This is a genomic window from Bacillus sp. 7884-1 (genome assembly GCF_002272245.1).
Classification (GTDB): domain Bacteria; phylum Bacillota; class Bacilli; order Bacillales; family Cytobacillaceae; genus Neobacillus.
Genome location: NZ_NPDD01000367.1, coordinates 1 through 324, shown reverse-complemented (window position 1 = coordinate 324; position 324 = coordinate 1). Strand labels below are relative to the sequence as shown.

Below are 324 nucleotides of genomic sequence, written 5' to 3'. Positions count from 1 at the left end.
GTGCAAATCTCATAAGAAAATGGCGGTCCGGACGGGACTCGAACCCGCGACCTCCTGCGTGACAGGCAGGCATTCTAACCAACTGAACTACCGGACCAAATGTGTTTTAAATAAGAAACAGGAAATGAGTTAAAATCATCTCCCGTCCCTGATGACCCCTACGGGATTCGAACCCGTGTTACCTCCGTGAAAGGGAGGTGTCTTAACCACTTGACCAAGGGGCCAATTTTATGGCGGAGAAGGAGGGATTTGAACCCTCGCGCCGGTTACCCGACCTACACCCTTAGCAGGGGCGCCTCTTCAGCCTCTTGAGTACTTCCCCAT

General features: G+C 52.5%; 3 tRNA genes. All 3 read right to left on the bottom strand.

The features are described 5' to 3' along the window. Positions 1 to 20: 20 nt before the first annotated feature. Positions 21 to 97: transfer RNA gene (locus CHI06_RS29150), tRNA-Asp, on the bottom strand. 55 nt (positions 98 to 152) lie between these two features. Next, a tRNA-Glu gene (locus tag CHI06_RS29145) sits at positions 153 to 224 on the bottom strand. A gap of 7 nt (positions 225 to 231) precedes the next feature. Continuing rightward, positions 232 to 322, bottom strand: a tRNA-Ser gene (locus tag CHI06_RS29140). Positions 323 to 324 lie beyond the last annotated feature (2 nt).